Below are 20,794 nucleotides of genomic sequence, written 5' to 3'. Positions count from 1 at the left end.
GCTCACTTCAACGTGACGACCTTGTGCATCCCGAGGAACGCGTGCGGGATGCCCGACTTGTCGTCCGGCACGAAGCAGAGCATCGCGTAGTGCCCGGCCTTCGGGTGGAACTTCAGCAGCTGGAAGCGACCGGGAGACATCGCCGCCAGACCACGACTGACCGACTCCGCGAAGGGGTTGAACGGCGGCTTCTTGCCCGCCGCGATCGCGGCGAAGGCCTGCGACAGCTTGGCGTCGTCGATGCCGGGGTTCACCGCCTGGAACATGGCCTCGTGAATCTCGTCCGCCTTGTTCCGCACCAGGATGGTGCTGCCCAGGTCGAGGTCCTTGGGTCCGTGGAAGCGCGGGCCCTTCTTCGTCACCACCTGGTCGATCTCGGCCTTGTGCGCAGGCATCCCGCCGACGAAGTCGCACTCGACTTCGAGCTTGTGGAAGGTGGGCGGCGGAGCCTTCGGAACGAAGAACTGGTCGAAGTCGAAGAAGTAGTAGGTCCCCTTCGTGAGCGGGATCGTCGAATCGACCGTCGTGCTGGGTTCGACTGCGGCGCCGCCGACCAGCGTCGCATCCCGCGCGAGCGCTCGGATGCCGGCCGCCGAGGTCGCGTGATTGACGGCCTGATGAATGTCGGCAATGATCTGCGCGACCGTCACGTGCGCGTGCAGTTGCAGACCCTGCAGGTCGTGGCCGGTCTTGTCCTTGGTGCTGACCGAGAAGGTGACGAAACCCGCGTGGACCGACGCGGGGAGGGCGAATCCCATGTTGGTCATCTGCACGTGGACGGTCGTCGGCGGAGTGACGGCGGAGGCGGTCGAACCGCCGGTGACCGCCGGGCCGACCAGGGCAAGCGCCGCCGTGGTGACGGCGGCGGCGAGCCTCTTCGACTTCAGCATGGAGCTCGGTCTGAGCATGCAGGGTCCTCTCCAACGAGGGGCGCGCCGCTGCCCTGAATGCGCTGCGGCCCCGCGTCCATGCTGGGACGCGGGGCCCCGGCCTTCGGGCACGGCGGCTCGTGTCCACGACAATTCGCCTGAATGGGGGACGGCACCCAAGGGGCGTCCACCTGCGTGTGGGCGTGCGGCGCCAGTTTCAACCAGTTCGCCGGCGGCCCGAGTGGCGCGCTTCGCCGATCTCCGTAAGCTGGATATTGAGCGGGTAGATGGAGCGTGCAAGTCCTCCCAGCTCCACTTCATGGGGCTGTAGCTCAAAGGAGAGCGACCCGCTCGCTTTCGCGTCGTCGAATGCCCTGGTCACTTGATCAGGGCATTCGCCACGACGATCAGCCCCCCGAGCGTCGCGTCCGCCGCACCGATCGCCAGTGCGGAGCGCAGCCGGTAGCCGGCGCGCTGTGCCGTCGTCAGGCCCCAGCCGAAGAGCAGCACCACGTTCAGGCCGAGACCCGCCCAGGTCACCGGCTCGATGTGCCAACCCGCCGCGCCCGCGAGGAGCAGCAGGAAGACCGTCGGGAACGAGGCCACGACCAGGGTCCACTCGTCCGCGAGAGCGCGGGCCAGCTGACGCAGGCGGTGGGCGTATCCGCCTTCGAGATGCGCGGACATGTGGTGGGCGTATCCGTGGGCGAGGGCGGCGGTCATGGCGGTGATCACGATCCAGGCGGCGTCGTAGTACGGCGTGAAGTCGTCCCCCGCGTCGTGCAGTGCTGCGAGGACGGCAGAGGCCAGCACCGTCCCGTAGACCCCGCCGAACAGCCACTGCTTGTCCGCCTCCGCGGACGCCGCAACCGTCGCCCCTGTCTCCTCGGGCTCCGGCTCCCGCTCCCGCTCCCGCTCCGGCAGCGGCTCCGGCTGCGGCGGTGTCGTCATGGTTCCGCGTGCTCCGCTCGATCGGCACAGATCCCCGCGCCCACCTTCGCCCAGCGGCACGCCGCCGCGGTGGCCCGACACGCGAAGTGCCGTCACTCACGGCTTCCTGCACGAGGAGCGGGCCCGACGATCACTCTCCCGTGGTCTCGTCAACGGCACGTCGCAGTGCTTGAGTTGCCGTGGAACGGATGGACGGACGGCCGTCCGTCGCTCCCCCGAGAGGATGAGGCCCCATGGCGATCGACCCGGCGACCACCGCGCTCGTACTCATCGAATTCCAGAACGAATTCACGTCCGAGGGCGGCGTGCTGCACGACGCCGTGCGCCCGGTCATGGAGGCGACCGGGATGCTCGACAACGCCCGTCGGCTCGTCGCCGACGCGCGCGCGGCGGGAGTGGTGATCGTCCACGCGCCGATCTCCTTCGCGCCCGGGTACCACGAGATCACCCGCCACCCCTACGGCATCCTCAAGGGCGTGGTGGACGGCAACGCCTTCGTCAAGGGCAGCTGGGGCGCGGACATCGCGGACGTGATGGCACCTCAGGAGGGCGACATCGTCGTCGAGGGAAAGCGCGGCCTGGACACCTTTGCCAGCACCAACCTGGACTTCATCCTGCGCAGCAAGGGCATCACCACGATCGCCCTGGCCGGCTTCCTGACGAACTGCTGCGTGGAGTCGACGATGCGCACCGGATACGAGAACGGCTACCGCGTGATCACGCTCACCGACTGCACGGCCGCCGTGTCGAAGGAGGAGCACGAGAACGCCATCGCCTACGACTTCCCGATGTTCTCCACACCGATGACCTCGAACGAGCTCGCCGACCAGCTCCCCTGAGCCGGACCGGCGGTCATCGCGAGGCCTTGCGCAGCAGGTACTCCCGTTCCGGCAGGCTCAACGTGAGCCTCGCGGCCCGCAGGTAGTGCTCGCGGGCCTGGTCGTACGCACCGGCCAGGTCGAGCAGGTGCGCGCGCACCGCCTCGAGCCGGTAGTGGCCGGCGATCCGCTTGTCCCCGTCGAGCGTGGCGAGCAGGGCCAGCCCCTCGGCCGGGCCGTGCACCATCGCGGTCGCGATCGCGCGGTTCAGGGTGACCATCGGGTTCGGCGCGGTACGGTCCAGGATCTTGTAGAGGATCAGCACCTCCGCCCAGTCCGTCTTCTCGGTGGACGGCGCCTCGTCATGGATCGCCGCGATCGTGGCCTGCAACAGGTAGGGTCCGACCGGCCCCTTGGGCAGGACGCCGGCGACCAGTGCCACGCCCTCCTCGATCTGCGCGCGGTTCCAGAGGCCGCGGTCTTGCTCGGCGAGCGGCACCAGCACGCCGTCCGCGCTGCGTGCTGCCCCTCGGGCGTCGGTGAGCAGCATCAACGCGAGCAGGCCGGCGACCTCGGCGTCGTCGGGCAGCAGTCGACGCACCTGCCGGGCCAGTCGAATGGCCTCCGTGGCCAGCTCGACCCGTTGCAGGTCGGGCCCGGAGGTGGCGGTGTAGCCCTCGTTGAAGATCAGATAGAGCACCTGCAGCACCGCCGGCAAACGCTCGGGGCCGTCCGGGAATCCGGCGCCCCTGATCGTCTGCTTCGCGCGGCTGATCCGCTGCGCCATGGTGGCCTCCGGCACCAGGAACGCATGCGCGATCTGGGCCGTGGTGAGGCCGCCGACCGCCCGGAGCGTCAGCGCCACCTGCGAGGGCGCCGACAGCTTCGGATGGCAGCACAGGAACAACAGGCGCAGCGTGTCGTCGACGTGCCGGGACGGGTCGTCATCCGGCGGTGGGGACAGGGGCGGCTCCATGCTGACGGTCAGTTCACGCTCCCGGCGGGCCGCCTCGCTGCGCCAGTAGTCGGTCAGCCTCCGACCGGCGACCGTGACCAGCCAGCCTGCGGGCCTGCTCGGCACACCCTCCTCCGGCCACTGCACCGACGCCGCGAACAGCGCCTCCTGGACAGCGTCCTCGCAGGCTTCGAACTGCCCGTGCCTGCTGACAAGCGTGCCGAGGACCTGCGGCGCCAGACTGCGCAGCAAGTCCTCGATCTCAGCGCTCACGGACGACTGCTCACAGATCGGCACCGCACGAGAACATCACCGGGCGGATCTCGATCGACAGGCCCTTGATCCGAGTGTCCGGGATCATCTTGGCGATCTCGATCGCGCGCTCCTTGCTCTCGCAGTCGATCAGGTAGAAGCCGCCCATGTGCTCCTTGGCCTCGAGGAACGGCCCGTCGGTGACGGCAGGCGTGCCGCCGGTGCCGGTGACGACGGCCGAGTTCGCCGGGTCGCCCAGCGCCTGGGTGAGGATGAACTCCCCCGAATCCTGGACCGTCTTCATGAACTCGCCGTGGCCGTCCATGACGAGCTTCCGCTCGTCGTCCGAGAGGGCATCCAGGATCTCCGGATTGACCTGCATGATCAGGAGGTACTTCATGTCCTTGCTCCTTGCGTCGGGTTCCGCCCCGGGGGCGGCTCGACAGGGAGTCGGAGCCGAACTGCGTCTTTCGACATCCCTCCCCCACTGCGCAAATCTAGTGGCCGCGCTGGCCGAGGAAGAAGAGCAACATCGCGAAGCCCGCGAAGACGTGCAGACCGATGACGTAGATGAAGACGCGGATGTTCACCCGGCGCTCGGTCCGGGTGCTGCCGTCCTCGACGGGGCGAGCAGGACGAGTGGGGCGGACTGGGTGGTGGACGTGGTCAGCCAAGGCACAGCTCCGAGGTAGGGCTCTGCAGCAACGTGTGCACGAAGAGCAGGTCGACGCCGGTCGCCGAGTCGGCGGCGAGGCGGTGCGGGCGCATGGAGTCGAAGTGGGCGGAGTCGCCCGGTTCCAGCAGGTGGCGCTCGCGGTCGAGGGTCAACGAGAGGCGGCCGGTGAGGACATAGAGCCACTCCTCGCCCGGGTGGACGCGGACGACGGCGTCCTGGAGCCGCTGCGGCACGTGCACTCGCAGGGCCTGCATCGCCCGTCCGGCCGCACCCGCCGGGCGGTAGGTCCAGCCGCCGGCCGCACTGGGTTCGGCGGTCGCGCCGCGCACCACGGTGGCAGCGGTGGCGGGGACCTCACCCAACAGGACGTCGAGGGGGACCGCGTAGGCTCGGGAGAGACCGAGCAGCACCGGCAGCGAGGGTTGGCGTTTGGCCGTCTCCAGGCGGGACAGGTGTGCGGGCGACAGTCCGATCCGGGCGGCGGCGGCCTCCAGGGTCAGTCCGCTGCTCAGTCGGCGCTCGCGCAGTCGGGCGCCGAGGCCGGGCAGTTCCTCGGCCGCGAGGGCCTGGCCGCCCGGACTGCTTGCGCCATCAGGTGCCTTCGCGTCCATGTGCCCAGTGCACACCCGCCCCGCCCCGCAGGCAAGTTTCTTGCCTCTGAGGCAAGAAATCTCTCCACAGAGCGATTCCGCCGTGCTCAGAACGGCTACTGAGTCGTAAGGTAAGCGCATAAATCCGTCGCCGAAGGGGCCTGCTGATGGTCAGCGAACCCGCCGAGGTTCCGGGCGCGCTCGGCGCAGCCTCGGTCCTCGACGCCGTCGGCATCGGCGTATGGCGCTGGAACCGGGCCGAGCGGCTGCTGGAGGCCGACGCCCGCACCTGCTTCCTGCTCGGGATGCCCGACGAAGGGCGTCCGCTCGCTGCCGCAGCGGTGCGTTCCCGGCTGCACGGTGAGGACTTCGTCCGGCTGAGCGAGATCGCGCAGCTGGTCGCGACCGAGGGGCGGCCCGACGACGTACGGGTCCGCGTGCTGACGTCGGACGGCCGCATGCTGCGGCTGCTGCATGTCCAGATATCCCCGGGCCCCGTCGGCAGTCCGTATCCGCTGCAGGGAACGGCGCTGGACGGGCAGTGTGTCGCCTGCACGGCGGACACGGCGGAGTTCGCCGGCTCCTTCGTCGTCCCCGACCCCTGCCGCGAGACCCGCCAGGAGCCTGACGCCCTCACGGCGGTCGCCGCACCCCACCTGCCGGACGTCCATCCACCCGCCGCCCCGGTCGCCCGCGCTGTGGCCGCTGCTGCCGTCTGGGCCGCCGCCGCCACCTCGGCCTCCGCCGACGCGGGCAGGCCGACCGACTCCATCGCGCCGACCGCTCCGGCCACTCAGGCCGCTCAGGCCGCGTCGGGCGCCGAGCGCGAGCAGATACGCACGCTCAACAGCCTCTCCAGCGCACGGGCCGCTGCGCCGCTGCTGCCCCCGGCGGACCTGCGGCGCTCCCGCGAGGCGTTCCTCCTCGACGCCGGGCGCGCCCTCGCCGAGGCCGGAACCACGAGCGAGGTCCTGCGCGTCGCCGCGACGCTCGCCATGCCGGGCTTCTCCCCCGACGGCCAGGCCGTCTTCGGGGTGCGCGGCACGCTGCTCACCGTCGTCGGCCAGCACGGTCACACCGCCGAGCAGGCCACGCCGTTCCAGATGCCGCTCGACACGGACTACCCCGCCGCCCAGGTGGTGCGCACCGGACGGCCCATCTACCTCTCGTCGCCCGCCGAGTACCAGCGACGCTTTCCGGCGACCTGGCCGCTGGCCCAGGGCTTTGAGCGCAAGTCCTGGGCCTTCCTCCCGCTGGTGACGGCCGGGCGGACGACCGGCGCGTGGCTGGCCGCGTTCGCGACGGAGGTCGGGTTCACGCCGGACGAGCGGGCCGTACTGTCGACCGTCGCGCGGATGCTGTCCCAGGCGCTGGAGCGAGCCCACACCAACGAGGCCGAGCGGGCGCTCTCGCGGGGCCTGCGGCGCAGCATGGGCGACTCCGCGCGCGAGATCGACGGACTGACCGTCGCCGCGCGCTACGTGCCCACCGGCGGCGGGCTGCTCGTCGGCGGCGACTGGTACGACGTCATCGACCTCCCCGGCGGCCGGTTCGCGCTCGTGGTCGGGGACGTGCAGGGGCACGACGTGCACGCGGCCGGGGTGATGTCGCGGCTGCGGACCGCCGTGCACGCCTACGCGGTCGAGGGCCACCGTCCGGACGCCGTGCTGGCGCGCGCCTCGCGCTTCCTGGCCAGCGTGGACGAGGACAGGTTCGCCACCTGCATCTACATCGAGGCGGATCCCGCGCGCGGCCGGCTCGAGATCGTGCGCGCCGGACATCCGCACCCCGTGCTGCGCATGTTGGACGGCACGACGGTGATCCGGCACGTGGACGGCGGTCTGCCGCTCGGGATGCTGCCGGACGGTGAGGACTACCCGGTCACCGAGATCGAGCTGCAGGTCGGCGAGGTCATGATGGTCTGCACCGACGGGCTGATCGAGACCGGTGGACACGACATGTTCAGCGGCTGGATCCGGGTCCGCGACGTGATGGAGCCCGGCCCGGCCGACGACCTCGAGGCCATGGCCGACGCGCTGATCCGAGCCGTCCACGGCCCCGCCTCGCACCGGGGCCCCGGCCATCTCGCGGATCGCCGGGAGGACGACATCGCCCTGCTGCTGCTCCGCCGCGACCAGCGGGTGGGCGCGCCCAAACCGGTCGGCCGCCGCCTGGTGCTGACGATCGGTCAGGGCCAGCCCGAGCGGATCGCCGGCGCCCGACGCGAGTTGCGCGGCATCCTCCAGGACTGGGACGGTCCCGAGGGAGCCGACGCCGCGGTACTGCTGGTCTCCGAGCTGCTGGCCAACGTGCTCCTGCACACCGATCAGGAGGCCGCGCTGCTGGTCGAACTGTCCGGCCCCGCCGGTGAGCGCCGGCTGCGCATCGAGGTCTCGGACGGCAGCGACGAGCTGCCGCACCGGCGCTCCCCCGGCGAGATGGCCTCGTCCGGCCGTGGGCTGGTCCTGCTGGACCTGCTGGCGGACCGCTGGGGCGTCCGCCCGCGCGGGGAAGGCAAGTTCGTCTGGTTCGAGATGAACGAGAAGAACGATGACGCCGAACACCGCGACGACGCGGCCGCCGCTGCCGCCGCCGAGTTCGACTTCGCCGCGGCGCTTGGTCTCGACGACCTCACCGCCCTCGGTTTGGACTCCGAAGGCGACGACGACAGCGAATGACGGCGCCTGACTAGGCGCCGCCCCCGAGCTCGTAGTCGAACCAGATGCGGTGCGTCCCGTCGGCGTCGACCGTGAGGCCGCCCGTTCCGGTGATTCCCGTCAGCTCGCCCGTCCCGCTGGCCGGGACCAGGACGAAGAACTCCGCTGCGCGGTCCTCGCCGTGCGTGGTGGCCGAGTGGGCGAAGTTGAACGCGCCCTTGTGCCCGTTCAGCGTGCCCTCGAAGGACTCCATGGCGACATAAGTGCCGACACCGGCACTTATGTCGAAGGCCGCCGTGAACAGCGTGGTGGACCGCCCGCTGATCTCGCCCTCGAACTGCTTCTCCATCGTGGAGACGCCGACCGGCAGCGCGGTCTCCACCGCGCTGGGCGCCTCGGTACTGGTGGGAACAAAACTGACGACGGAAAACGTCCCGGAAGCTCGCATGCCGTCAGGCTATCCGCCGGGTCCGACACCGGCGCCGGAAACGCGCTGGCCCCACCCGCCGCGCCGGTGCCATGCTGACCGGGTGGACGGACCGGAGATCATCGTCAGTTTCGCCCCCGAGCTGCATGTGTTCGTCACGGCCGCACGGCGGGCCGCCGAGGGCGCGCGGGTGCGCACCGACGGCGCGTCCACGCTGGGCCACCTCGTGGAGTCACTGGGCGTCCCGCTGACGGAGGTCGGCCGTCTCTCCGACAGCCTTCTCTCCGGCAGCGCGGCCGAGCTCACGCCCGGCTACGTGCCCGCCGCGGGCGACCGGATCCGGGTCGAGGCCGTCGTCCGGCCCCAGACGCTGCCTGGTCCGGCCAGGTTCCTGCTCGACGTCCACCTCGGCACGCTGGCCCGACGGCTGCGGCTGCTCGGCGTCGACGCCGCGTACGAGCGCACCGACATCGGTGACGCCGCGCTGGCGGCGCAGTCCGCCCGCGAGGAGCGGGTGATGCTCTCGCGTGACCGCGGGCTGCTGCACCGGCGCGAGTTGTGGGCCGGTGCGTACGTGTACAGCCACCGGCCGGAGGAGCAGCTCGACGACGTACTCGAGCGCTTCGCGCCGCCGCTCGCGCCATGGACCCGCTGCGTCGCCTGCAACGGCGAACTTCGCGCCGCCTCCGTCGACGAGGTCCGGTCCCAGCTCCGGCCCGGGACCGAACGGTCCTACGACACCTTTTCCCGCTGCACCGGCTGCGGCCGGGCGTACTGGCGCGGTGCGCACCAGGACGCCCTCAACGACATCGTCGAGGACGCGTTGCGGCGCGCGGGCGTGACAGGATCCGAGCGGGGCTGAGCTCCGGGCCGGCCCCGGAGCGGAACACCCCCACACGAACGCCGCAGCACGGGAGCACACCATGGACCGACCCGCCGACCTGGCGGCGCAGCAGCGTCAGCACTGGGAGCAGACCTACTCCGCCAATCCGGGCATGTACGGGCCTGAGCCGTCCGAAGCCGCCCGCCACGCCGCCGCCGTCTTCCGGAAGGCGGGCGCGCGGGAGGTGCTGGAGCTGGGCGCCGGGCACGGACGCGACGCACTCTTCCTGGCCCGCGCGGGCTTCCAGGTGGTGGCGACCGACTTCAGCGACGCGGGCCTGGCCCAGCTCCGTGCGGACGCGGCGACGGCCGGGCTCAGCGACCGGGTGCGGACCGAGCGGCACGACGTCCGCGAGCCGCTGCCCTTCGCGGACGCGAGCGTGGACGGGGTCTTCGCGCACATGCTGCTCTGCATGGCACTGTCCTCGGAGGAGATCCAGGCCCTGGTCCGCGAGATCGCCCGGGTGCTGCGGCCGGGCGGGACGTTCGTCTACACCGTCCGGCACGTCGGCGACGCACACTTCGGCGCGGGCGCGGACCGGGGTGACGACATCTGGGAACACGGGGGCTTCGCCGTGCACTTCTTCTCGCGCGCCCTGATGGACCGGCTCGCCGAGGGCTGGGAGTTGCGCGAGGTGCACGCGTTCGAGGAGGGCGAGCTGCCCCGGCGGCTGTGGCGGGTGACCCAGCAACTGCCCCGCTGAGCCGCCGGTCGCCACGTCGCCGTTTCGCCCTCGAACGGCGGACTGCGCGCGCGGAGCCGGGCCGCCGGGTGTTCGCTGGTGGGCGGGGCCCGGACACCCCGGACACCCTGGGCACACGCACCATCGAAACCGGCTCCAGAGAGGCAGCCATGACCATCGCCACCGACAAGCTCTCCGACCCCGTCGTCCGCCACGCCGTCGCCGCGATCAACGCGCACGACAAGGATGCGTTCCTCGGGCTCCTCACCGCCGACGCGACGATGTCCGACGACGGCTCCGACCGGGACCTGCACGACTGGATCGACCGGGAGATCTTCGGCTCCGGCGGCCGGATGGACGTGCAGAAGGAGTCCGAGGGCGGGCGCAAACTGCTCGCGCAGTTCCGCAACGACACGTGGGGCGAGATGAGCACCGTGTGGCGCTTCGACGTCGCGGACGGGCGGATCCGGCGGTTCGAGACCGGCCAGGCCTGAACAGCGGGTCGGTGGATCAGTCCCCTTCCGGCTCGCGGACGATGAGCACCGAGCAGTGCGCGTACTGCGCCAGGTGCTGGCTGACGGAACCGAGCATGATGCCCTTGAACCCGCCGTAGCCGCGGCTGCCGACGACCAGGAGCGCCGCGTCCTCGGCCGCGTCCAGCAGGACCTGGGTCGCGGATCCCTGGGTCACGCGCTGGCGGACGCGCGGCTGCGGCCCGGGGCCGGTGACCTCCTCGACGGCCTCGGCGAGCCGGCGCAGGGCCTGCTCCTCGAAGCTGAGCCCCTCGTCGCCGGGCGCGGTCTCCGGGACGGAGAAGATGCTCGGCCACTCCCAGGCCATGACCGCGTGCACGATGCTGTCGGTAAGTTCGGCCTGCCGGATCGCCGCGCGCAGCGCCTCGCGCGCGTGGGTCGACCCGTCGACCCCGACAACGATGAAGTCGGGCACCTTCTCGACGCGTCCGCTCATGCGCTTCCTCCCTGGTGGTGTGCTCGTTCCTGCGACTTGTCCGTGATCATCATGAATGTCGCGGTTGCCACGCTCTCATCAGCGGGCGCGACGCAACGACGCGCCACGCCCGACGCACGCGAGGCGTCCTGACCCGACCGCGACGTCTCAGCGCCGCCAGCTCTCGCCGTACTGCCGCCACTGCTCACCCTGCTCCCGGCCGCGCTGCTCGGCCTCCCGGCCGATGTCGCGCCCGCGCTCGGCGGCGTCTCGTGCCTCTGACGGGACGGCCGGCGCTCTCGGAGTGACAGGCGCGCTCGGGGATGGTGCGGCCGGCGCGGTGGTGGCGGGCGGGTCGACGAGCTCGGCGTCCGCGCGCTCGGCCGCTCCGCAGGCGACCAGCGGAACCGCGGCGGCACCCAGGAGAACCAGCTGGAGGGCGCGGCGGCCAGGACGCCGGAAGACACGGGCGGGACGGGCGGGACGGTGGTTCGGTACTCGCATACAAGGAGCATGCGCAGCTCAGGAGCGGTCCGACCGCGCCAAAGGCCCTCTCGGACCGGGACCAAGGTCATCGCTTCGCTCGCGACGCGGGGACAGCGGGAAGATCCGGCCCGCGCCCGGATGTTTCACGACCGTGAGTGTTGAGACTGCAACATCCTCGGCCGAGGCAGTCGCGGTGGACACCGTTGTCGTCGGTGCCGGCCAGGCAGGTCTGTCCACCGCCTACCACCTGCGGCGGCGCGGGCTGCGGCCGTTCGCGGACTTCGTCGTGCTCGACGCGGACGCCGCGCCCGGCGGCGCCTGGCAGCATCGGCCGCCGTCACTCACCATGGCCATGGTCCACGGCTTCCACGAACTGCCCGGTGCGCCGCTGCCGCAGTTCACCGCCGACCGGCCCGCCCGCGAGGTACTGCCCGGCTACTTTGCCGACTACGAACGCGACAACGAGCTGCCCGTGCTCCGGCCGGTACGGGTCGGCTCGGTCCGCGGAGCAGACGCCGCAGACCCCGCCGATCCGGCGAGCAGGCTGCTCGTCACCACCGACCGCGGCTCCTGGTCGACGCGGACGCTCGTCAACGCGACCGGCACCTGGACCCGCCCGTTCGTCCCGCGCTACCCGGGTGCCGAGCTCTTCCGCGGCCGGGCCCTGCACAGTTCCGCCTACCGGGGGCCGGAAGAGTTCCGGGGCCGACGGGTGCTGGTGGTCGGGGGCGGGGCGTCGGCGATCCAGATCCTGGCGGACACGGCGGCCGTCGCCCGCACGCTCTGGGTGACCCGGCGGCCACCGGTCTTCCGCGAGGAGCGGTTCGCGCCCGAGCTCGGGCGCGCCGCCGTCGCGATGGTCGAGGAGCGCGTGCGCGCCGGGCTGCCGCCGGCGAGCGTCGTCTCCGTGACCGGCCTGCCCCCTTCCCCGGCGCTGCTGCGTGCCCGCGAGCTCGGCGCGCTGACCCGGCTGCCGATGTTCGAGCGGATCACGGAGCACGGCGTCGTCTGGCCCGACGGCCACGAGGAGCAGGTCGATGCCATCGTCTGGGCGACGGGCTTCCGGGCCGCGATCGGGCACCTGGCACCGCTCGGCCTGCGCGAGCCCGGCGGCGGGATCCGGATGGACGGCACCCGCGCCGTGGCGGACCCCCGGATCCAACTGGTCGGCTACGGCCCGTCCGCCAGCACCATCGGCGCGAACCGGGCCGGCCGCGCGGCGGCGGTCGCGGTCGACCGCTACCTGCGCGGCGATCGCGTCCTCAGCCGCGTCTGACGGGTCCCACGCGGATCTGGTCGGCCCAGCGGGTTCCGACGGCTCGGCGCGCAGCGCCGCCCGGCCGGGACCCTCACCCGTGAGTCGGCGGCGCGGGTTCAGGATCGGGCTCGGACGCGGGCAGCGCCGAAGCGGACTCACGGGGGGAGGTCGGCCGTGACGTCGGCGCGGGCTCCGCCGTCGGCGGCCGGGACGGCTCGCCGCCCTCCTGCGGGAGGATCTGGAGCCGGGAGAGACCGACCGCGCCGAGCGCGACCAGGCCCACGCCGGCGATCTCCGGGACCAGCCACCACCCCGCACGCACCGTCTCGTTGTAGAGCGTGACCCCGAGCGAGAGGCTGATCAGCGCGTCGCCGAGGGTGAGCGCGGGCTGGGAGGCCACCAGGGGACCGGCCTGCATCGCGTTCTCCAGGACGAAGAGCGAGCAGACCCCGACCGCCGCGAAGCCGTAGGTCTGCCAGGCGCCGAAGAACGCGGCCACGCCTTGGTGGTCCAGCGTGTCCGTGGCCGACTTCATGAGCGCGGCGGTCAGCGCGTAGCCGATCGCCGCGGCGAGGCCAAGGCAGACGGCACGGGTTCCGCCGACCGGTCGTCGCAGCGCCGCGACGCAGAGCAGCACCATCGCCCCGCCGCAGCTCGTCAGCGCGAGCACCCAGAGGCCCACGGCCGGCTGGAGCGAACCGCCCCCGGGCGCGGCCGCCGCCAGCGCCGTACCGAGGCCGACGACCAGGCAGGCCACCCAGATCCAGCCCAGCGCGGGCATACGCCGCCGGAAGACGATACCCGCGATCATCAGCGCGGCGGGCAGCTCCAGCACGAAGATGGGCTGGACCACGGCCAGCGGCCCGGTCGCGAGCGCCAGCGCCTGGAAGACGGCGGCGAAGACGACCCCGAGGATGCCGAAGAGCCAGACCGGCGTGCGCAACAGGTCCCACATGAGGCCCAGGCGGAAACCGACGGATTGCGGCACGATCAGGGCCGCGCGTCGCTGCAGTACGGTGCCGAGCGCGTTGCTCACCGCCGCGCACACCGCGAACACCACCGACAGCACCGCGGTCACACCCACATCGCACCCACGTCCGAGCCCCCTCGCCGCCCACCGGGCCGCGTCACGGGCCCTGTCGGCATGCTACCCAGCCGACGGCCCGTGAGCCCGGCAGAGCCGGGCGCGGCGGGCGCGACGCCAGGGACCGGAAGTCAGGCGTGCTGCTTGGGCCCGCCGTCCGCGGATCCGTTCGTACTGCCGGGCTCGGCGGCGTCACCTGAGGCCTCGGCCGATTCGGCCTCGGGGGCCTCCAGCCGCGACGTGGTCCCGGCCTGATTCTCGCCTTCCGACGCCACCTCCGACGCCACCTCCGGTTCCGCCTCGCCCGACTTATCGCTGGGCTGGGGCAGCGGCTCGCTCACGCGGCGAAGGACCCGGCGGTGCGGCTCCGACTCCGCGCCGGCCTCCGGGTCCGCCTCGACGGCGGGCGGCACGATCCTGGAGTCCCCGATCGGGTTCTCCGGTGCGGGCTTGCGGCGCGTGGCGATCAGATAGGCGACTGCGGCGACGAAGAGGAGCAGCGCCGCCCAGTCGTTGATGCGCAGGCCGAGGAACCGGTTCGCGTGGTCGCTGCGCAGCGCCTCGACCCAGCCGCGTCCTGCCGTGTAACCGGCGACGTAGAGCGCGAAGAGGCGGCCGTTGTGCATGCTCCAGCGGCGGTCGGCGTAGAGCAGCAGCGCGACGATCGCCAGGTCCCAGAGCGACTCGTACAGGAAGGTCGGCTGGAAGATGCCGTGGACGGCGCCGTCGGGGGTGATCTTGTCGATCTTCAGGCCCCAGGGCAGCGTCGTCGGGTTGCCGTAGAGCTCCTGGTTGAACCAGTTGCCCCAACGGCCGATCGCCTGGGCCAGGATGAGGCCGGGGGCGAGCGCGTCCGCGAAGCCGGAGAGCGGGATGCCCTTGCGTCGGCAGCCGATCCACGCGCCGACCGCGCCGAGCGCGACCGCGCCCCAGATGCCGAGGCCGCCGTCCCAGATGTAGAGGGCGCGGATCGGCTGCTCGCCGGCCTTGAAGTAGAGCTCGGGGTCGGTGATCACGTGGTAGATCCGGCCGCCGACGATGCCGAACGGCACCGCCCACAGGGCGACGTCGAACACGTCCTCGGGGTTGCCGCCGAGCTTGATCCAGCGGCGTCGGGTCAGCCAGATCGCGGCCGCGATCCCGGCCAGAATGCACAGCGCGTACGCGCGGATCGGCACCGGTCCGAGGTGCCAGACGCCCTGCGAAGGGCTGGGGATGTACGCGAGTTCCATCAGGCCGTTTCCCTCGGAGACCGGACGGGCGCTCGACCTCGAAGAGCTCCGGTTCCGCGAAGCTGTCAAGGGTGGGGCCCGCATACTGCGGGCCCCACCCTACATGCGCTGTCCACGCGGTTCTGCTGCTCGGCGTGAACTGCGTGCACGTCGTGACGCAGGCCGGTGCTACTCGACAACGATCTCGACGAGGATGTTGCCGCGCGTCGCGTTGGAGTAGGGGCAGACCTGGTGCGCCCGCTCGACCAGCGCGCGGCCCGTCTCGCCCTGGAGCGCGTCCGGCAGCTCGACGTGGAGGGTCACCGCCAGGCCGTAGCCGCCCTCGCCGTTGGCGCCGATGGAGACCTCGGCCGTGACCGAGGCCTCGCTGGTGTCCGTCTTGGCGGCGCGGCCGACGACGCCGAGCGCGCTGGCGAAGCAGGCCGCGTATCCGGCGGCGAAGAGCTGCTCGGGGTTGGTGCCCGCGCCGTTGCCGCCGAGCGCGGGCGGCATGGCCAGGGCCAGGTCGAGCACGCCGTCGGAGCTGACGGCGCGCCCCTCGCGGCCGTTGGCGGTGGCGACGGCGGTGTACAGGGCGTCCATGGCGAATCCCTCGTCTCGGGTCCGGGTCAGTGCGTCTTTCTTCGTTGCGCACCACATAACATCACACAATTGAGTTGTGCGCAACTGAATAGTAGACTTACCACCATGACCACCACGCCCGACGCCGAGGACCTGCTCCGCCTGGAGCACCAGGTCTGCTTCGCGCTGCACAATGCGACCCGCGCCTTCGGCGGGATCTACCGTGACGCGCTGAAGGATCTCGGCCTCACCTACCCCCAGTACCTGGCGATGATCGCGCTCTGGCAGCACGGCGAGCTGACGGTCAAGCGGCTGGGTGAACTGCTGCGCCTCGACTCGGGCACGCTGTCGCCGCTCCTCAAGCGGCTGGAGACGGCAGGACTCGTGGTGCGCGAGCGCAGCGCGCTCGACGAGCGCTCGGTGCTGGTCCGCACGACCGCCGCCGGAGAGGCGCTGCGCGCCGAGGCGCAGTCGGTGCCGGTGACCGTCGCCCGGCGCACCGGTCTGGACCCGAGTGACCTGCGCGAGCTGCGTGCACTGCTGGGCCGGTTGACGGACCGTCTCGACGCGGCGGGCGCCGGAGCCGACGCGGCGGGCCCGACAGACTGCTGATCGCGGCGAAGGCGCGCGCCGTGCAAGACTGTCCGTGCACTTCTTCCCCGATGGAGGCACCAATGGCGGACGACGCCGCGAACCTCGAAGGCGCCGAACACAGCGGCCCCGAGGACGATATGAAGCGCAAGTTCCGCGAGGCGCTGGCGCGCCGCCGCGGCCCCCAGGCCGACGCCGCGAAGGGCGGCGGCGGGGACCAGACCAAGATCCACGGCACTCACGGCAAGTCCGGCGGCCAGCGCTCCTTCCGCAGGAAGAGCGGCTGAGCTAGGAGTCGAAGTCCAGCACGACCCGCTCGGTGACCGGCTCGGACTGGCAGGTGAGGACGTAGCCCGCCGCCAACTCGGTGTCCTCCAGGGCGAAGTTGCGGCGCATCCGCACTTCGCCCGAGACGACCAGCGCACGGCAGGTGCCGCAGACGCCGCCCTTGCACGCGAAGGGCAGATCCGGGCGGGACCGCTGGGCGGCGTCGAGGATCGTCCGCCCGGCGGACGGCATCCGCAGGGTCGTGACGCGCCCGTCCAGGGTGAGCTCGATGTCGGTCGCGGGGCCTTCGAGGTCCGCGTCGACGTGGCTGAGCGGCGTCGGCGGCTCCTCGTCCTCGGCGTAAAACAGCTCGCGGTGGACCTTCTCCCCCGGCACTTCGAGACCCGCCAGCACCGCGCGCGCGTCCTCGGTCATGCCGAGCGGACCGCAGAGCCACCAGTGGTCGACGCCCGGCACGTCGACCAGCGCCCGCAGCACCGCCGCGAGATGCTCGGCGTCGAGGCGGCAGCTGAGCAGTTCGCTCTCGCGCGGCTCCCTGGAGAGCACGTGGATCAGGTGGAAGCGGTCCGGGTAGCGGTCCTTGAGGTCCGCCAGCTCGTCCGCGAACATGACCGAGTCGCTGCGGCGGTTGCCGTAGAGCAGCGTGACGCGCGCCTTGGGGTCCGCCAGCGCGGACGCGGCGATCGAGAGCAGCGGCGTGATGCCGGAGCCCGCGCCGATCAGCGCGTGATGCGCGGGGGCGGAGAGGTCGGGGACGAAGGAGCCGAGCGGCGGCAGCGTCTCGACCAGGTCGCCCGGCCGCAGGTCGCGGACCAGCCAGGCGGAGAAGAGCCCGCCGGGCACCTCCCGGACGCCGATCCGCAGCGGCCCGCCCTCCGGCGCGCACAGCGAGTACGACCGGCGCTCGTCGCGCCCGTCCACCACCCGGCGCAGCGTCAGCGACTGTCCGGCGCGGAACGCGTAGCGCTCGGCGAGTTCGGCGGGGACGTCGAAGGTGACCGCCGCCGCGTCCTCGCAGAGCGGCTCGACGGCGGCGACCCGCAGCGAGTGGAAGCTGGTGCGCACTAGATCTCCTTGACCTGCTCGAAGGGCTCGCGGCAGGCGCGACAACGGCGCAGCGCCCTGCAGGCGGTGGCGCCGAAACGGCTGGTCTCCTCGGTGTCCGGGGAGCCGCAGAGCGGGCAGTGGACGACGGCGGACCAGGTCGGTCCGAGCGTCAGCGGGACGGGGCCTTCGACGCGGACGGGGGCGGAGCCGGGCGGGGCGATACCGGCCTCGGCGAGCTTGCGGCGGCCGGCCGCCGTGATCTGGTCCGTGCTCCACGGCGGGCTCAGCTGCGTCTCCACCCGTACGTCGGCGAAGCCCGCGTCGCGCAGCGCGGCGTCCACGTCGGCACGCATCTCGGCGAGCGCGGGACAGCCGGTGTAGGTGGGGGTGAGCACGGCGGTGACGCCGCCGTCTGCGTCGAGGCGCACCTCGCGCAGGACGCCGAGGTCGGCGAGCGTGAGCATGGGCAGCTCCGGGTCCCGCACGGCGGCGGCAGCCGCGGTGGCGGCAGCAGTGCGGTTGCGCTGGGCAAGATTGCTCACCATGTCGCCTCCGGGTCGGCGCGGGCCACGCTCTGCAGTTCGGTGAGGAGCGCGGTCAGGTGTTCGCTGTGCTGCCCGTCGCGGCCGCCGCCAGGCTGGGCGGGGCTGTCGGCGGGCGCGTCGAGGCGGGCGGCGGTCAGCACCTGGGCGAGGACGGACTCGACCTCGCCGCGGGTCTCCGGCGCGGCGGCGTAGAGCTCGGCGCGGTACGGCCACAGCTCGGCGAGCGCTGCGCGCATCCGGCGCGCCGACTCCTCGGTGCCGTCGCCGAGGCGCACCACCCACTGCGCCGCGTGGTCGCGGTGGTAGGTCAGCTCGCTGACGCCCTTGCGGGCGACGGCCGCCAGCACCGGATCGAGGTGGCCGGTCAACTGCTGCGACTGGGACAGCCGCCAGCTGGAGAACAGCAGCAGCTTGACGACGCAGTGGGCGAAGTCGCCGTTCGGCAACTCGGCGAGGGTGACGTTGCGGAAGTCGGCGGGGTCCCGGAAGTAGGCGAGCGCGTCCTCATCGCGGCCCTCGCCCTCGGCCTGGCCGGCGCGGGCGTAGAGGAGCCTGGCCTGGCCGAGCAGGTCGAGACCGATGTTGGCGAGGGCGACCTCCTCCTCCAACTCCGGGGCGCGGGTGCACCACTCGGCCAGCCGCTGGGCGGAGACGAGAGCGTCGTCCGCGAGCGCCAGGCAGAGCGCGGTGAGTTCGCGCGCGTCGAGGCCGGGCGGCAGCGCGGTGTCGACGCCGTGCAGCGGGTCGGTGAAGCCGGTCCCGAAGGCCCAGCGGGTGTCGTCCCCGTGCTCCTCGGCCAGGGAGAGGTAGACGTGGTCGTCGTCGCTCATGTGCGTACCGGCTCCTAGATGTGCGGGACGTCGTCGGGGATGGCGTAGAACGTCGGATGCCGGTAGACCTTGTCGCCACTCGGGGCGAAGAAGGGGTCCTTCTCGTCCGGGGTGGAGGCGGTGATCAGGTCGGAGCGGACCACCCAGATGCTGACGCCCTCGTTGCGGCGGGTGTAGAGGTCGCGGGCGCTGGTCAGCGCCATCCGGTCGTCGGCGGCGTGCAGCGAACCGACATGGACGTGGTTCAGGCCGCGCTTGCCGCGCACGAACACCTCGTACAGGGGCCAGCCGCCGCGTGCGGTCTCGCTGCTCATGCCGCCGTTCCTTCCGTCTGCGCTGTGGGGGTCTGCTGCTTTGCCGCGTGGGCGGCGGCGGCCTCACGGACCCAGGCGCCGTCCTCGTGGGCCTGACGGCGACGCGTCATGCGCTGCTCGTTGCAGGGGCCGTCGCCCTTGATCACGCGCATCAGCTCGTCGAAGTCGGGCGTGCCGAAGTCGTGCGCGCCGCGCTCCTCGTTCCAGCGCAGCTCCGGATCGGGGAGCGTGACGCCGAGCCGGTCGGCCTGGGGCACCGTCATGTCGACGAAACGCTGACGCAGTTCGTCGTTGCTGTGACGCTTGATCCGCCAGGCCATGGACTGCGCGCTGTTGGGCGAGTCGGTGTCCGGCGGGCCGAACATCATCAGCGAGGGCCACCACCAGCGGTCCACCGCGTCCTGCACCTGAGCCCGCTGGGCGTCGCTGCCGCGCATCATGGTGAGCAGCAGTTCGTAGCCCTGCCGCTGGTGGAAGGACTCCTCCTTGCAGATCCGGACCATGGCGCGCGCGTAGGGGCCGTAGCTGGAGCGGCAGAGCGGGACCTGGTTGCAGATCGCCGCGCCGTCGACGAACCAGCCGATCACGCCGACGTCGGCGAAGCTCAGGGTCGGATAGTTGAAGATCGAGGAGTACTTCTGCCGACCGGAGAGCAGCCGTTCGGTCAGCTCGGTGCGGTCGGTGCCGAGGGTCTCGGCGGCGGAGTAGAGGTAGAGGCCGTGGCCCGCCTCGTCCTGGACCTTGGCGAAGAGGATCGCCTTGCGGCGCAGCGAGGGCGCCTTCGTGATCCACTCCCCCTCCGGCTGCATGCCGATGATCTCCGAGTGCGCGTGCTGCGCGATCTGCCGCACGAGCGTCGCGCGATAGCCCTCGGGCATCCAGTCGCGCGGCTCGATCCGCTGATCGTGCCCGATCGTCGCATCGAAGTGCGCCGCGAGCGCGGTCGTCGACGCGTCGTCCGACGCGTTCGCGTCTGTGCCGGTCATGGCAGCCACCCCTCCGGATCCGTTGCTGTCTCCAGACTACCGAACGGTCGGTCGGGACTCAAGAGGGCGAACGGCCTTGCCACCGGTCGCGAAGACGGCAGGATGGGCCCATGACGGCGATGAGCAAGGGCGCGAACGCCCCCGTTCCCACGGCGGACCTGCGTGCGGAGATCTCCTGGGCCACCGGCGCCGGCGTTCCCGACGTCGACGTGTCGGCCCTGCTCGTGGACGGCTCGGGCAAGGTCCGCTCGGACGCGGATTTCGTCTTCTACAACCAGCCCGTGCACGCGTCGGGCGCCGTCCGGCACGAGGGCAAGCGGGCGGCCGGCCCGACGGCGACGGACACGGTGCGTGTCGTGCTCGGCGCGGTCGAGCCGGGCGTGGACCGCATCGTCGTCGGCGCGTCGGCCGACGGCGGGACGTTCGGGCAGGTGCCGGGCCTGGCACTGCGCGTCCTCGACGCGGGTGGCGCCACCGAGCTGTTGCGCTTCGACATCGACTCGGCGAGGACGGAGACGGCGTTCGTCTTCGGCGAGTTCTACCGGCGCGGCGCGGATTGGAAGTTCCGGGCGGTGGGCCAGGGCTATGCCTCGGGCCTGGCCGGGCTCGCGACGGACTACGGCATCGCGATCGACGCGGACCCGGCGGCTCCGGTGGCCGCCCCGGCTCCCGCTCCGGCTGCGACTCCGATGCGCCCGCAGCCCGCGCAGTCTGTGCCGCCTGCCGGGTTCGGGCCGCCACCGGTTTCCGCCCCGCCCGCGGCAGCACCTGCGGCAGCCGGCCCACCGGTCTACACGCCGGCGCCCACTGCCGACCCCGGCTACGGCGCGCCCGGCACCGCCCCCGCCGCACCGGCGATCTTCG

Annotated in this window: 25 protein-coding genes and 1 pseudogene; 9 read left to right on the top strand and 17 right to left on the bottom strand. The window is 72.2% G+C overall.

Going from position 1 to position 20,794, the window contains the following annotated elements; genetic code table 11:
• Window positions 1-2: 2 nt before the first annotated feature.
• On the bottom strand, window positions 3-908 hold the full coding sequence (locus tag ABIA32_RS29005) for a hypothetical protein (protein ID WP_370101759.1): 906 nt from the start codon (window positions 906-908) through the stop codon (window positions 3-5).
• Between the two features lie 339 nt (window positions 909-1,247).
• Window positions 1,248-1,820, bottom strand: a complete 573-nt coding sequence (locus ABIA32_RS29000; RefSeq protein WP_370101757.1) for a hypothetical protein — start codon at window positions 1,818-1,820, stop codon at window positions 1,248-1,250.
• Between the two features lie 233 nt (window positions 1,821-2,053).
• On the opposite strand from ABIA32_RS29000, the gene ABIA32_RS28995 reads away from it, so the two are divergent.
• A complete protein-coding gene (locus ABIA32_RS28995; RefSeq protein WP_370101754.1) occupies window positions 2,054-2,659 on the top strand; it encodes a cysteine hydrolase in 606 nt (201 codons plus the stop codon).
• 13 nt (window positions 2,660-2,672) lie between these two features.
• Here ABIA32_RS28995 and ABIA32_RS28990 read toward each other — a convergent pair whose 3' ends face one another.
• From ABIA32_RS28990 to ABIA32_RS28975, 4 genes are all read right to left on the bottom strand, one after another.
• Window positions 2,673-3,866 (bottom strand): RNA polymerase sigma factor, encoded by a 1,194-nt coding sequence (locus tag ABIA32_RS28990; RefSeq protein ID WP_370101751.1) that lies wholly within the window; start codon window positions 3,864-3,866, stop codon window positions 2,673-2,675.
• Window positions 3,867-3,876: 10 nt separating this feature from the next.
• Complete coding sequence (locus ABIA32_RS28985; RefSeq protein ID WP_370101748.1) at window positions 3,877-4,245, bottom strand: YciI family protein; 369 nt, start codon at window positions 4,243-4,245, stop codon at window positions 3,877-3,879.
• Window positions 4,246-4,342: 97 nt separating this feature from the next.
• Window positions 4,343-4,519, bottom strand: a complete 177-nt coding sequence (locus tag ABIA32_RS28980) for a DUF6126 family protein (protein ID WP_370101745.1) — start codon at window positions 4,517-4,519, stop codon at window positions 4,343-4,345.
• Window positions 4,512-5,132, bottom strand: a complete 621-nt coding sequence (locus ABIA32_RS28975) for a helix-turn-helix domain-containing protein (protein ID WP_370101742.1) — start codon at window positions 5,130-5,132, stop codon at window positions 4,512-4,514. Before ABIA32_RS28975 ends, ABIA32_RS28980 begins: the two co-directional genes overlap by 8 nt.
• A 146-nt stretch (window positions 5,133-5,278) precedes the next feature.
• Between ABIA32_RS28975 and ABIA32_RS28970 the strand changes: the two genes are divergently transcribed.
• Window positions 5,279-7,789, top strand: a complete 2,511-nt coding sequence (locus ABIA32_RS28970; RefSeq protein WP_370101739.1) for a SpoIIE family protein phosphatase — start codon at window positions 5,279-5,281, stop codon at window positions 7,787-7,789.
• Window positions 7,790-7,799: 10 nt separating this feature from the next.
• Here ABIA32_RS28970 and ABIA32_RS28965 read toward each other — a convergent pair whose 3' ends face one another.
• Window positions 7,800-8,216 (bottom strand): DUF3224 domain-containing protein, encoded by a 417-nt coding sequence (locus tag ABIA32_RS28965; RefSeq protein WP_370101736.1) that lies wholly within the window; start codon window positions 8,214-8,216, stop codon window positions 7,800-7,802.
• An 82-nt stretch (window positions 8,217-8,298) separates the two neighbouring features.
• Here ABIA32_RS28965 and ABIA32_RS28960 point away from each other — a divergent pair, with 82 nt between their 5' ends.
• From ABIA32_RS28960 to ABIA32_RS28950, 3 genes are all read left to right on the top strand, one after another.
• Window positions 8,299-9,057, top strand: a complete 759-nt coding sequence (locus ABIA32_RS28960; RefSeq protein ID WP_370101733.1) for a Mut7-C RNAse domain-containing protein — start codon at window positions 8,299-8,301, stop codon at window positions 9,055-9,057.
• 61 nt (window positions 9,058-9,118) lie between these two features.
• A complete protein-coding gene (locus tag ABIA32_RS28955) occupies window positions 9,119-9,781 on the top strand; it encodes a class I SAM-dependent methyltransferase (RefSeq protein WP_370101730.1) in 663 nt (220 codons plus the stop codon).
• Between the two features lie 149 nt (window positions 9,782-9,930).
• Window positions 9,931-10,254, top strand: coding sequence for a nuclear transport factor 2 family protein (locus tag ABIA32_RS28950; RefSeq protein ID WP_370101727.1), 324 nt, complete (start codon window positions 9,931-9,933; stop codon window positions 10,252-10,254).
• Between the two features lie 16 nt (window positions 10,255-10,270).
• Here ABIA32_RS28950 and ABIA32_RS28945 read toward each other — a convergent pair whose 3' ends face one another.
• Window positions 10,271-10,729: a universal stress protein gene (locus tag ABIA32_RS28945; protein WP_370101725.1), complete on the bottom strand. Its 459-nt coding sequence runs from the start codon at window positions 10,727-10,729 to the stop codon at window positions 10,271-10,273.
• 147 nt (window positions 10,730-10,876) lie between these two features.
• The gene (locus ABIA32_RS28940; protein WP_370101722.1) at window positions 10,877-11,212 is read right to left on the bottom strand and encodes a hypothetical protein; all 336 of its coding nucleotides are present in this window, start codon (window positions 11,210-11,212) and stop codon (window positions 10,877-10,879) included.
• Window positions 11,213-11,387: 175 nt separating this feature from the next.
• Here ABIA32_RS28940 and ABIA32_RS28935 point away from each other — a divergent pair, with 175 nt between their 5' ends.
• A complete protein-coding gene (locus ABIA32_RS28935) occupies window positions 11,388-12,470 on the top strand; it encodes an FAD-dependent oxidoreductase (RefSeq protein WP_370101720.1) in 1,083 nt (360 codons plus the stop codon).
• Between the two features lie 73 nt (window positions 12,471-12,543).
• On the opposite strand, the gene ABIA32_RS28930 is transcribed toward ABIA32_RS28935, so the two are convergent.
• The 3 genes from ABIA32_RS28930 to ABIA32_RS28920 all read right to left on the bottom strand — a co-directional run bounded on the left by ABIA32_RS28930 (window position 12,544) and on the right by ABIA32_RS28920 (window position 15,350).
• A complete protein-coding gene (locus ABIA32_RS28930) occupies window positions 12,544-13,530 on the bottom strand; it encodes a DMT family transporter (protein ID WP_370101718.1) in 987 nt (328 codons plus the stop codon).
• Between the two features lie 137 nt (window positions 13,531-13,667).
• The gene (gene lgt / locus ABIA32_RS28925; protein WP_370101715.1) at window positions 13,668-14,768 is read right to left on the bottom strand and encodes a prolipoprotein diacylglyceryl transferase; all 1,101 of its coding nucleotides are present in this window, start codon (window positions 14,766-14,768) and stop codon (window positions 13,668-13,670) included.
• 168 nt (window positions 14,769-14,936) lie between these two features.
• The gene (locus tag ABIA32_RS28920; RefSeq protein WP_370101712.1) at window positions 14,937-15,350 is read right to left on the bottom strand and encodes an organic hydroperoxide resistance protein; all 414 of its coding nucleotides are present in this window, start codon (window positions 15,348-15,350) and stop codon (window positions 14,937-14,939) included.
• A 105-nt stretch (window positions 15,351-15,455) separates the two neighbouring features.
• On the opposite strand from ABIA32_RS28920, the gene ABIA32_RS28915 reads away from it, so the two are divergent.
• Together ABIA32_RS28915 and ABIA32_RS28910 are read left to right on the top strand one after the other, a co-directional pair.
• Window positions 15,456-15,941 (top strand): MarR family winged helix-turn-helix transcriptional regulator, encoded by a 486-nt coding sequence (locus tag ABIA32_RS28915; RefSeq protein ID WP_370101710.1) that lies wholly within the window; start codon window positions 15,456-15,458, stop codon window positions 15,939-15,941.
• 62 nt (window positions 15,942-16,003) lie between these two features.
• Window positions 16,004-16,207, top strand: coding sequence for a DUF5302 domain-containing protein (locus ABIA32_RS28910; protein WP_370101707.1), 204 nt, complete (start codon window positions 16,004-16,006; stop codon window positions 16,205-16,207).
• Window position 16,208: 1 nt separating this feature from the next.
• Here ABIA32_RS28910 and paaE read toward each other — a convergent pair whose 3' ends face one another.
• From paaE to paaA, 5 genes are read right to left on the bottom strand one after another with little or no spacing between them, the layout of a single operon-like run.
• Window positions 16,209-17,273 carry a 1,2-phenylacetyl-CoA epoxidase subunit PaaE gene (gene paaE / locus ABIA32_RS28905; protein ID WP_370101705.1) on the bottom strand — a complete coding sequence of 355 codons (1,065 nt, stop codon included), beginning with the start codon at window positions 17,271-17,273 and terminating at the stop codon, window positions 16,209-16,211.
• The gene (gene paaD / locus ABIA32_RS28900) at window positions 17,273-17,800 is read right to left on the bottom strand and encodes a 1,2-phenylacetyl-CoA epoxidase subunit PaaD (RefSeq protein WP_370101702.1); all 528 of its coding nucleotides are present in this window, start codon (window positions 17,798-17,800) and stop codon (window positions 17,273-17,275) included. The genes paaE and paaD overlap by 1 nt, the downstream gene beginning before the upstream one ends.
• A complete protein-coding gene (paaC, locus tag ABIA32_RS28895) occupies window positions 17,794-18,630 on the bottom strand; it encodes a 1,2-phenylacetyl-CoA epoxidase subunit PaaC (protein WP_370101699.1) in 837 nt (278 codons plus the stop codon). Before paaC ends, paaD begins: the two co-directional genes overlap by 7 nt.
• Window positions 18,631-18,644: 14 nt before the next feature.
• A complete protein-coding gene (gene paaB, locus ABIA32_RS28890) occupies window positions 18,645-18,944 on the bottom strand; it encodes a 1,2-phenylacetyl-CoA epoxidase subunit PaaB (RefSeq protein WP_370101696.1) in 300 nt (99 codons plus the stop codon).
• On the bottom strand, window positions 18,941-19,930 hold the full coding sequence (paaA, locus tag ABIA32_RS28885) for a 1,2-phenylacetyl-CoA epoxidase subunit PaaA (RefSeq protein WP_370101694.1): 990 nt from the start codon (window positions 19,928-19,930) through the stop codon (window positions 18,941-18,943). Before paaA ends, paaB begins: the two co-directional genes overlap by 4 nt.
• Window positions 19,931-20,049: 119 nt before the next feature.
• Here paaA and ABIA32_RS28880 point away from each other — a divergent pair.
• A pseudogene (locus tag ABIA32_RS28880) lies at window positions 20,050-20,715 on the top strand (TerD family protein); the annotation flags it as partial.
• Window positions 20,716-20,794 lie beyond the last annotated feature (79 nt).

Source organism: Streptacidiphilus sp. MAP12-20, from assembly GCF_041262525.1.
Lineage (GTDB): Bacteria > Actinomycetota > Actinomycetes > Streptomycetales > Streptomycetaceae > Streptacidiphilus.
Note: the sequence above shows the minus strand (reverse complement) of the source record. Positions and strands in the feature narration are given on the sequence as shown.

Bases quoted from the DNA above. Each gene is read 5' to 3' on its own strand.
- ABIA32_RS29005 (WP_370101759.1), bottom strand. From the start codon at position 908: ATGCTCAGACCGAGCTCCATGCTGAAGTCGAAGAGGCTCGCCGCCGCC.
- ABIA32_RS29000 (WP_370101757.1), bottom strand. From the start codon at position 1,820: ATGACGACACCGCCGCAGCCGGAGCCGCTGCCGGAGCGGGAGCGGGAG.
- ABIA32_RS28995 (WP_370101754.1), top strand. From the start codon at position 2,054: ATGGCGATCGACCCGGCGACCACCGCGCTCGTACTCATCGAATTCCAG.
- ABIA32_RS28985 (WP_370101748.1), bottom strand. From the start codon at position 4,245: ATGAAGTACCTCCTGATCATGCAGGTCAATCCGGAGATCCTGGATGCC.
- ABIA32_RS28975 (WP_370101742.1), bottom strand. From the start codon at position 5,132: ATGGACGCGAAGGCACCTGATGGCGCAAGCAGTCCGGGCGGCCAGGCC.
- ABIA32_RS28970 (WP_370101739.1), top strand. From the start codon at position 5,279: ATGGTCAGCGAACCCGCCGAGGTTCCGGGCGCGCTCGGCGCAGCCTCG.
- ABIA32_RS28965 (WP_370101736.1), bottom strand. From the start codon at position 8,216: ATGCGAGCTTCCGGGACGTTTTCCGTCGTCAGTTTTGTTCCCACCAGT.
- ABIA32_RS28955 (WP_370101730.1), top strand. From the start codon at position 9,119: ATGGACCGACCCGCCGACCTGGCGGCGCAGCAGCGTCAGCACTGGGAG.
- ABIA32_RS28950 (WP_370101727.1), top strand. From the start codon at position 9,931: ATGACCATCGCCACCGACAAGCTCTCCGACCCCGTCGTCCGCCACGCC.
- ABIA32_RS28945 (WP_370101725.1), bottom strand. From the start codon at position 10,729: ATGAGCGGACGCGTCGAGAAGGTGCCCGACTTCATCGTTGTCGGGGTC.
- ABIA32_RS28940 (WP_370101722.1), bottom strand. From the start codon at position 11,212: ATGCGAGTACCGAACCACCGTCCCGCCCGTCCCGCCCGTGTCTTCCGG.
- lgt (WP_370101715.1), bottom strand. From the start codon at position 14,768: ATGGAACTCGCGTACATCCCCAGCCCTTCGCAGGGCGTCTGGCACCTC.
- ABIA32_RS28920 (WP_370101712.1), bottom strand. From the start codon at position 15,350: ATGGACGCCCTGTACACCGCCGTCGCCACCGCCAACGGCCGCGAGGGG.
- ABIA32_RS28915 (WP_370101710.1), top strand. From the start codon at position 15,456: ATGACCACCACGCCCGACGCCGAGGACCTGCTCCGCCTGGAGCACCAG.
- ABIA32_RS28910 (WP_370101707.1), top strand. From the start codon at position 16,004: ATGGCGGACGACGCCGCGAACCTCGAAGGCGCCGAACACAGCGGCCCC.
- paaD (WP_370101702.1), bottom strand. From the start codon at position 17,800: ATGGTGAGCAATCTTGCCCAGCGCAACCGCACTGCTGCCGCCACCGCG.
- paaC (WP_370101699.1), bottom strand. From the start codon at position 18,630: ATGAGCGACGACGACCACGTCTACCTCTCCCTGGCCGAGGAGCACGGG.
- paaB (WP_370101696.1), bottom strand. From the start codon at position 18,944: ATGAGCAGCGAGACCGCACGCGGCGGCTGGCCCCTGTACGAGGTGTTC.
- paaA (WP_370101694.1), bottom strand. From the start codon at position 19,930: ATGACCGGCACAGACGCGAACGCGTCGGACGACGCGTCGACGACCGCG.